The sequence below is a fragment of the Mycobacterium sp. genome, from assembly GCF_049280035.1.
GTDB lineage: Bacteria > Actinomycetota > Actinomycetes > Mycobacteriales > Mycobacteriaceae > Mycobacterium.
The window spans coordinates 1-7,670 of the sequence record NZ_JBAPPI010000864.1 but is presented as its reverse complement, the minus strand read 5'-3'; the positions used below and the strand labels follow the sequence as shown (position 1 = coordinate 7,670).

At 66.2% G+C, this 7,670-nt stretch carries 8 protein-coding genes; 6 read left to right on the top strand and 2 right to left on the bottom strand.

The genetic code is table 11. From position 1 onward, the window contains the following. Nucleotides 1–119 precede the first annotated feature (119 nt). Nucleotides 120–428, bottom strand: a complete 309-nt coding sequence (locus WAN71_RS27600; protein ID WP_422228369.1) for a WhiB family transcriptional regulator — start codon at nucleotides 426–428, stop codon at nucleotides 120–122. Nucleotides 429–774: 346 nt separating this feature from the next. Between WAN71_RS27600 and WAN71_RS27595 the strand changes: the two genes are divergently transcribed. From WAN71_RS27595 to WAN71_RS27585, 3 genes are all read left to right on the top strand, one after another. Continuing rightward, the gene (locus WAN71_RS27595) at nucleotides 775–1,593 is read left to right on the top strand and encodes a hypothetical protein (RefSeq protein ID WP_422228368.1); all 819 of its coding nucleotides are present in this window, start codon (nucleotides 775–777) and stop codon (nucleotides 1,591–1,593) included. A 92-nt stretch (nucleotides 1,594–1,685) separates the two neighbouring features. Further along, nucleotides 1,686–2,264 (top strand): sigma-70 family RNA polymerase sigma factor, encoded by a 579-nt coding sequence (locus WAN71_RS27590; protein WP_422228367.1) that lies wholly within the window; start codon nucleotides 1,686–1,688, stop codon nucleotides 2,262–2,264. Beyond that, nucleotides 2,257–2,937, top strand: coding sequence for an anti-sigma-D factor RsdA (locus WAN71_RS27585; RefSeq protein ID WP_422228366.1), 681 nt, complete (start codon nucleotides 2,257–2,259; stop codon nucleotides 2,935–2,937). The genes WAN71_RS27590 and WAN71_RS27585 overlap by 8 nt, the downstream gene beginning before the upstream one ends. Nucleotides 2,938–2,980: 43 nt before the next feature. Here the strand turns inward: WAN71_RS27585 and WAN71_RS27580 are convergent, their stop codons facing one another. Further along, nucleotides 2,981–3,373, bottom strand: coding sequence for a DUF5319 domain-containing protein (locus WAN71_RS27580; protein ID WP_422228365.1), 393 nt, complete (start codon nucleotides 3,371–3,373; stop codon nucleotides 2,981–2,983). Between the two features lie 167 nt (nucleotides 3,374–3,540). Here WAN71_RS27580 and guaB point away from each other — a divergent pair, with 167 nt between their 5' ends. The 3 genes from guaB to WAN71_RS27565 all read left to right on the top strand — a co-directional run. Next, nucleotides 3,541–5,130: an IMP dehydrogenase gene (gene guaB / locus WAN71_RS27575; RefSeq protein WP_422228364.1), complete on the top strand. Its 1,590-nt coding sequence runs from the start codon at nucleotides 3,541–3,543 to the stop codon at nucleotides 5,128–5,130. 30 nt (nucleotides 5,131–5,160) lie between these two features. Then, the gene (locus tag WAN71_RS27570) at nucleotides 5,161–6,288 is read left to right on the top strand and encodes a GuaB3 family IMP dehydrogenase-related protein (protein WP_422228370.1); all 1,128 of its coding nucleotides are present in this window, start codon (nucleotides 5,161–5,163) and stop codon (nucleotides 6,286–6,288) included. A gap of 55 nt (nucleotides 6,289–6,343) precedes the next feature. After that, nucleotides 6,344–7,670: GMC family oxidoreductase N-terminal domain-containing protein (locus WAN71_RS27565; RefSeq protein WP_422228363.1), on the top strand; the 1,327-nt coding region annotated here is incomplete at its 3' end.

The window sequence follows — 7,670 nt, the reverse complement described above, 5'->3', positions numbered from 1 at the left end:
GGATACTCCAGCCGAGCGCTTGCGTGATCTACTACTGACCAATTAACCAGCAGTGTTGCGACGACCCCTAGAAACCGCCCGCACGATTCGGGGGCTCCTTGCGTTCGGTTCGAACCGCCTTAGGCGGTGCGGCGGATGCTGCGTGTCCTACCGATGTCACGCTTGAGCAGTAGCTCGCGTTCGGTTTCCGACAGGCCGCCCCAGATGCCGTAGGGCTCGCCGACTTCCAGGGCATGCGCGCGGCACTGCGCCATCACCGGGCACTGGCGGCACATCTCCTTGGCGCGCCGCTCACGCTGCAAGCGGGCCCGGCCGCGCTCGCCGTCCGGATGGAAGAACACCGACGAGTCCAACCCGCGGCAAAGACCTTGTAATTGCCATTCCCAAATATCGGCGTTGGGGCCTGGTAGCTGCTCCGGCTGTGGCATTGAAGTCCCTCTCTACACGCCCATGTTCTGGCCAGTTTGCGAACACGTAAGTCGTCAACTGAATCGAGCGGGTCGTCGGTGACTACCGTCGGCCTTAAAGGTAGGGGGCCTACGGAAATTTCGTCAACACTCGGTGATCTGCCGAATGCGCAACGGAGCCTTGACAATTTACTCTGAGTTCATCGACGCGATGAGTCTGCCGGCCTACGTATGCATGGTGACAAGGTGTTATGAGGCAATGTCCCAGCTCGCAACCGCCTCACGGGCAGTCGCCATAAATATGATCAGCGTTAGATTTAATACCGGTGTAACTCAGACAGCATGAAATTTTAACTACTGCACGCCCGTGAACTCTATGACCTATGGTCCGACAATCGAGTCCGACCTTACCGCTACCGCCTTCGGAAATCAGCCCGAGCGCTGGCCGCTGCCGTCGGCGGGCACAACGCGTCAGCTGTGGCTACGCGCGGTCGGCGCCGGAGGACAGGGCCGCTACGGCAGCGCTCGCAACGACCTCGCGGTGCTACTGCGCAGTGCGCCGGGCGATCGGTTTGCCTCGCTGGCGCACAGTACCCAGGCCTCATTTCTGCGACAGCTGGGCTGGCACCGGTTGGCCCGCGGCTGGGATGGACGCGCGTTGGCTCTGGCCGGCGCCGACCCCGAGGCCGCCGCCGATGCGTTGATCGGGCTGGCGGCCGACGCGTTGGGCGTAGGTCGGCTGGCCGCCGCGGCGACGTTGCTGAGCCGGGCAGAACCGATAGCGGCGGAAGTGCCGCAGCACCGGCTGTCGATACGCCGAGCGTGGGTCGCCGCGGAGCTGGCGATTGCGGCCGGCGACGGTGTTGCCGCGGTGCGCAACGCAGAATTCGCCGTCGAGCTGGCCGCGACCACGCTGTCTGCGCGGCACCGCGCCAAAAGCGACGTGGTATTGGCCGCCGCGCTGTGCAGCGCCGGTGCCGTCGACCGGGCCCGAATCCTCGGTGCGGCGACGCTGGAGCTCACCGGCCGGTTGAGCCTGGTGCCGCTGCGCTGGGCGGTGGCCTGCCTGCTAATCGACCTTGTCGATACGGGAAGCGCGACCCCCTCGATCGAAGAGCTGCGCGACCTTCGCGACGAGTGCGCACGCCAAGTGCAGCACTGGGGCGGGGCCTGGGCTCAGCGTTAACGCCACCGCTGCTGTCGCAGGTCGTTATTGTTTTACTGTGAGCCACCGCACCGGGCGATGCCCGGTTCGTAACGTTGGAGATGTTGCCCTCGATGACAACGCAGGAGGAGCGTCTCGACGCTGTTGTAGCTGAGGCCGTAGCAGGCGATCGGGACGCGCTTCGACAAGTGCTGGAGACGATCCGCCCGATCGTGATCCGATACTGCCGCGCGCGCGTCGGCACCATCGATCGGAGCGGCGTGTCGGCTGATGATGTGGCACAGGAGGTGTGCTTGGCCGCCGTCATGGCGCTGCCACGTTACTGCGATCGTGGGCGCCCTTTCCTGGCTTTTGTGTACGGCATCGCCGCGCACAAGGTGGCCGATGCGTATCGCGCAGCCGGCCGCGACCCGGCATATCCGATGGATTGCATTCCCGAACGCACTTCAGCCGAGGCCGGTCCCGAGCAGGCGGCCCTCGAAGCGGACGCCACCAGCAGGATGAACGAACTTCTCAAGGTTCTGCCCGACAAGCAACGCGAAATCCTGATCTTGCGCGTTGTGGTCGGTTTGAGCGCTGAGGAGACCGCCAGCGCCGTCGGTAGCACCGCCGGCGCGGTGCGGGTGGCCCAACACCGCGCCTTGGCGCGGCTGAAATCCGAGATTGTTGCAGCGGGGCGAGATTATGTCTGAACCAACTCCTACACCGTTTGATCAGCCGAACCTGGACGCGGTGGGCCGCACCGAGCGGTTCATCGACGCGTTGGCGAACCGCGAGCCGGTCGAGTTCGGCGATGTGACCGATCCGGGCGATACCGATAGGGCGCTGGCCGGGCTGCTTGAGGACTGGCGTGACGAGTTGAGAGCCCCGGTGCCCAGCGGACTGTGCCCGGAACGGCAAGCGATGGACGCGTTCAATCGCGGGCTGGCAGCGCGTCGTCGTAGCCGCCGCAGCATGACCCTGGTCGGGACGCTGGCCGCCACCCTGCTGGGTATCGGCGGATTCGTCGCCGTGATGGGCCAGGCCCAGCCCGGCGACACGCTCTACGGAGTCCACACGAAGGTGTTCGGCGAGCCGGCTTCGGTGCACGATGAGCGGATCGCGTCATCCGCCCAGACCGATTTCGACCTCGTTGAGCAAATGATCACGCTGGGACAGTGGGATGAGGCGCAGGACAAGCTGGACGCGGTCACCGACCGGGTGCAGACCGTCAAGGACGGCGACCGCAAACAGGATCTGATCGACAAGTTGAACCAGTTGCATGCCAAGGTCGCCAACCGGGATCCGAACGCGACGCCTGCCCCCAGCTCGCTGCCGACCGCCGCGCCGGCGACGCTAGCCCCAACGAACTCGGTTGGCGGTTGAGGAAAAGGCCTGCTTAGCGGCTGGCCGTGATGCCCCCGGATATCTAAGTATCCGAGGTCGCCTCATTGAGTGAGGCGTCGGCGTACCCCCGACAGTAATCCCAGGTGACGTAGGCGTCCGGCTCGGGGTCATAGGCCGGCTCGTGCGGACGTACGGTGCCGTCGACCAACAGCTGCAGTAGGTTCGCGCGCAACATGTCCCAGTCGTGATAGTGATCCTGCTGGCACTCGTCACAACACACCACCAAGCCGCGAACACCCTTGTGCGCCAGCAGAGCCTCGTAGACCGCGAGGTCGGCCAGGTCAGCCTCGACCGCCATCCGCTCCGGGGGGTCAAGCGGTTGACCGGGCTCGACGGCGTCCAGCGCCGCCGACGGGTCACACGGGTCGTCGGCAAATGGATCGGGCGGCAAACCCGGCGGGAGGTAGTCGCGCACGGCTCCACATTACGCAGCCAGGCGGCCATCACGCCAGCGCTACACCCGCAGACCAGCTGCCTTGGTCGCTTCTCCGTCGGCCATCCGACGGCGCGCGTCGTCGCCAGGTCGGATGGAGCCGATAGGATGAGATCCTCACTCGGCATGCGTATGGGAGGGCCCCCGCGATGTCATCTGGCTTGTCCCGTCTTGAAGGCAGCGGCGACCTGATTGTCGAGCCATACGTCCGCGTCGGTGGCCTGGCCGACGACCCGGTGCCCACCGGAGGTGATGATCCGCACAAGATCGCGATGCTGGGACTGACATTCGACGACGTCCTGCTGCTGCCGGCGGCCTCCGATGTGGTGCCCGCCAGCGCGGATACTTCCAGCCAGCTCACCAAGGAGATTCGGCTCAAGGTGCCGTTGGTCAGCTCGGCGATGGACACCGTCACCGAGTCGCGGATGGCGATCGCCATGGCCCGGGCCGGCGGGATGGGCGTGCTGCACCGCAATCTGTCGGTCACCGAACAGGCCGGCCAGGTCGAGATGGTGAAGCGGTCGGAGGCTGGCATGGTCACCGATCCGGTCACCTGCGGGCCGGACAACACGCTGGCCGAAGTCGACGCGATGTGCGCGAAATTCCGGATCTCCGGGCTGCCGGTGGTCGACGGCTCCGGTGCGCTGGTCGGGATCATCACCAACCGCGACATGCGCTTCGAGGTTGATCAGTCCAAGTCGGTCGCGGAGGTGATGACCAAGGCTCCGCTGATCACCGCCCAGGAGGGCGTCAGCGCCGACGCGGCGCTGGGCCTGCTGCGCCGCAACAAGATCGAGAAGCTGCCGATCGTCGACGGTCACGGCCGGCTGACCGGGCTGATCACCGTCAAAGACTTCGTCAAGACCGAGCAGCACCCGTTGGCCACCAAAGACAGCGACGGCCGGTTGCTGGTCGGCGCCGCCGTCGGGATCGGCGACGACGCCTGGGTGCGGGCCATGACGCTGGTCGACGCAGGGGTTGACGTCCTGGTTGTCGACACCGCGCACGCACACAATCGGCTGGTGCTGGACATGGTCGGCAAGCTCAAGGCTGAGGTCGGCGATCGGATAGAGGTGGTCGGCGGCAATGTCGCCACCAGGTCGGCGGCCGCGGCGCTGGTCGAGGCCGGCGCCGATGCGGTCAAAGTCGGGGTGGGTCCCGGTTCGATCTGCACCACCCGGGTGGTGGCCGGTGTCGGGGCGCCGCAGATCACCGCGATCCTCGAAGCGGTCGCGGTCTGCCGCCCTGCGGGCGTGCCGGTGATCGCCGACGGCGGGCTGCAGTACTCCGGTGATATTGCCAAGGCGCTGGCCGCGGGCGCGTCGACAGCAATGCTGGGCTCGCTGCTGGCGGGCACCGCCGAGGCGCCCGGTGAGCTGATCTTCGTCAACGGCAAGCAGTACAAGAGCTACCGCGGCATGGGATCGTTGGGCGCCATGCAGGGCAGGGGGGAGGGCAAGTCGTACTCGAAGGACCGCTACTTCCAAGACGACGCGCTCTCCGAAGACAAGCTGGTGCCCGAGGGCATCGAGGGCCGGGTACCGTTCCGCGGGCCGTTGTCGTCGGTGATCCATCAGCTCACCGGCGGGTTGCGCGCAGCGATGGGCTACACCGGGTCCCACACCATCGAGGCGCTGCAGCAGGCGCAGTTCGTCCGGATCACGCCGGCGGGCTTGAAAGAAAGCCACCCGCACGACATCACCATGACCGCCGAAGCGCCTAACTACTACGAGCGGTGAACCGATCGAGAAGGGTCGCTCATGCGTGACATGGTCGAGATCGGCATGGGCCGAACTGCAAGGCGCACTTACGAACTCGAAGACATCAACATCGTGCCGTCACGGCGCACCCGCTCCTCGCAGGACGTATCGACGGCGTGGCAGCTCGACGCGTACCGGTTCGAGATCCCCGTCATTTCCCATCCGACCGATGCGCTGGTGTCGCCGGAGTTCGCCATCGAGCTCGGTCGGCTCGGCGGCCTGGGAGTGCTCAACGGCGAAGGGCTGATCGGACGGCACGCCGACGTCGCGGCCAAGATCGCTCAGGTCACCGAGGCGGCTGCCAAAGAACCCGAGCCGTCGGCGGCCATTCGGCTGCTGCAGCAGCTACACGCCGCGCCGCTGGATCCCGAGTTGCTGGCCGCCGCGGTGGCGCGCATCAGCGACGCCGGGGTGACGACCGCGGTGCGGGTCAGTCCGCAGAACGCCCAGGCCTTGACGCCGGGGTTGGTCGCGGCCGGCGTAGACCTGCTGGTCATCCAGGGCACGATCATCTCCGCCGAACGCGTCGCCAGCGACGGTGAGCCGCTCAACCTCAAGACCTTCATCTCCGAACTCGACGTCCCGGTGGTCGCCGGCGGCGTGCTCGACCATCGCACCGCACTGCACCTGATGCGTACCGGCGCCGCCGGCGTCATCGTCGGCTACGGCTCCACCAGGGGAGTGACCACCAGCGACGAGGTACTCGGGATCAGCGTGCCGATGGCCACCGCGATCGCCGACGCCGCGGCGGCCCGCCGCGAATACCTCGACGAAACCGGCGGCCGCTATGTGCATGTGCTCGCCGACGGGGACATCCACACCTCCGGTGATTTGGCCAAGGCCATCGCCTGCGGTGCCGACGCGGTGGTGCTGGGCACCCCGCTCGCCGAGGCGGCCGAGGCGCTCGGTGACGGCTGGTTCTGGCCGGCTGCCGCCGCCCACCCGTCGCTACCGCGAGGCGCGTTACTGCAGATCGCCGTCGGCGAGCGGCCGCCGTTGCGCCAGGTGCTCGACGGGCCGTCCGACGACCCGTTCGGCTCGCTGAACCTGGTCGGCGGGCTGCGCCGGTCGATGGCCAAGGCCGGCTACTGCGACCTCAAGGAATTCCAGAAAGTCGGCCTCACCGTCGATAGTTGAGCTTCAACTGCTGGCACCCTGGTTCATTACCGGCGGGTAAGTCCATACTGGTGCGGTGAAACCGGATTACGACGTGCTGATTATCGGGTCGGGCTTCGGGGGCAGCATCACCGCGCTGCGGCTGACCGAAAAGGGGTACCGGGTCGGCGTGCTCGAGGCCGGCCGGCGCTTTGCCGATGAGGACTTCGCCAAGACATCCTGGAACCTGCGCAAGTTTCTGTGGGCGCCCCAACTGGGCTGCTACGGCATCCAGCGCATCCACCTGCTGCAAAACTGCATGATCCTGGCCGGTGCCGGCGTCGGCGGTGGATCGCTGAACTACGCCAACACGCTTTATGTGCCGCCGGATCCGTTCTTCAACGACCAGCAGTGGGCGCACATCACCAATTGGCGCGCCGAGTTGATGCCGCATTATCAGCAGGCGCAGCGGATGCTCGGTGTGGTTCAAAACCCAACGTTCACCGACGCTGACCGCGTGGTCAAGGAGGTCGCCGACGAGATGGGTTGCGGCGACACGTTCGTGCCGACCCCGGTCGGGGTGTTCTTCGGTCCGAACGGAACCAAGACGCCCGGCGAGACGGTGCCCGACCCATACTTCGGCGGTGCCGGTCCGGCCCGGACCGGTTGCCTGGAATGCGGATCCTGCATGACCGGCTGCCGCTACGGCGCCAAGAACACCCTGCTGAAGAACTACCTCGGGCTCGCGGAATCGGCTGGGGCACAAATACATCCGATGACGACCGTTACCAAGTTCGCGCAGCGGCCGGACGGACTGTGGGAGGTTCACACCAAGCACACCGGCCGCTTGCTGCGCCGCAAGAAGCGCACGTTCACCGCGAATCACCTAGTGCTGGCCGCCGGCACGTACAACACGCAGAAGCTGCTGTTCAAGATGCGCGACACCGGCAAATTGCCCGCCCTGTCCGAAAAGCTGGGCGTGCTGACCCGCACCAACTCCGAATCGATCGTCGGTGCCGCGACGTTGAAGGTCTCGCCGGACCTGGACTTGACTCACGGGGTGGCGATCACGTCGTCGATTCACCCGACGCCGGACACCCACATCGAACCGGTCCGCTACGGCAAGGGATCCAACGCCATGGGTCTGCTGCAGACCTTGATGACCGACGGGTCCGGTCCCAAGGGCACGGATGTGCCGCGATGGAGGCAGTTGTTGGATCAAGCCGGCGAAGATCCGCGCGGCATACTTCGAATGCTCAATCCCCGTCAGTGGAGCGAGCGGACCGTGATCGCGCTGGTGATGCAGCATCTGGACAACTCGATCACGACGTTCACGGAACGCACGAAGCTGGGGTTCCGGCGGATGACAAGCAAGCAGGGCCACGGCGAGCCGAACCCAACCTGGATTCCGGCGGGCAATGAGG

What these genes read in the sequence shown, in the direction of transcription:
- WAN71_RS27600 (WP_422228369.1), bottom strand. Translation starts at nt 428, where the DNA reads ATGCCACAGCCGGAGCAGCTACCAGGCCCCAACGCCGATATTTGGGAA.
- WAN71_RS27590 (WP_422228367.1), top strand. Translation starts at nt 1,686, where the DNA reads ATGACAACGCAGGAGGAGCGTCTCGACGCTGTTGTAGCTGAGGCCGTA.
- WAN71_RS27585 (WP_422228366.1), top strand. Translation starts at nt 2,257, where the DNA reads ATGTCTGAACCAACTCCTACACCGTTTGATCAGCCGAACCTGGACGCG.
- guaB (WP_422228364.1), top strand. Translation starts at nt 3,541, where the DNA reads ATGTCATCTGGCTTGTCCCGTCTTGAAGGCAGCGGCGACCTGATTGTC.
- WAN71_RS27570 (WP_422228370.1), top strand. Translation starts at nt 5,161, where the DNA reads ATGGTCGAGATCGGCATGGGCCGAACTGCAAGGCGCACTTACGAACTC.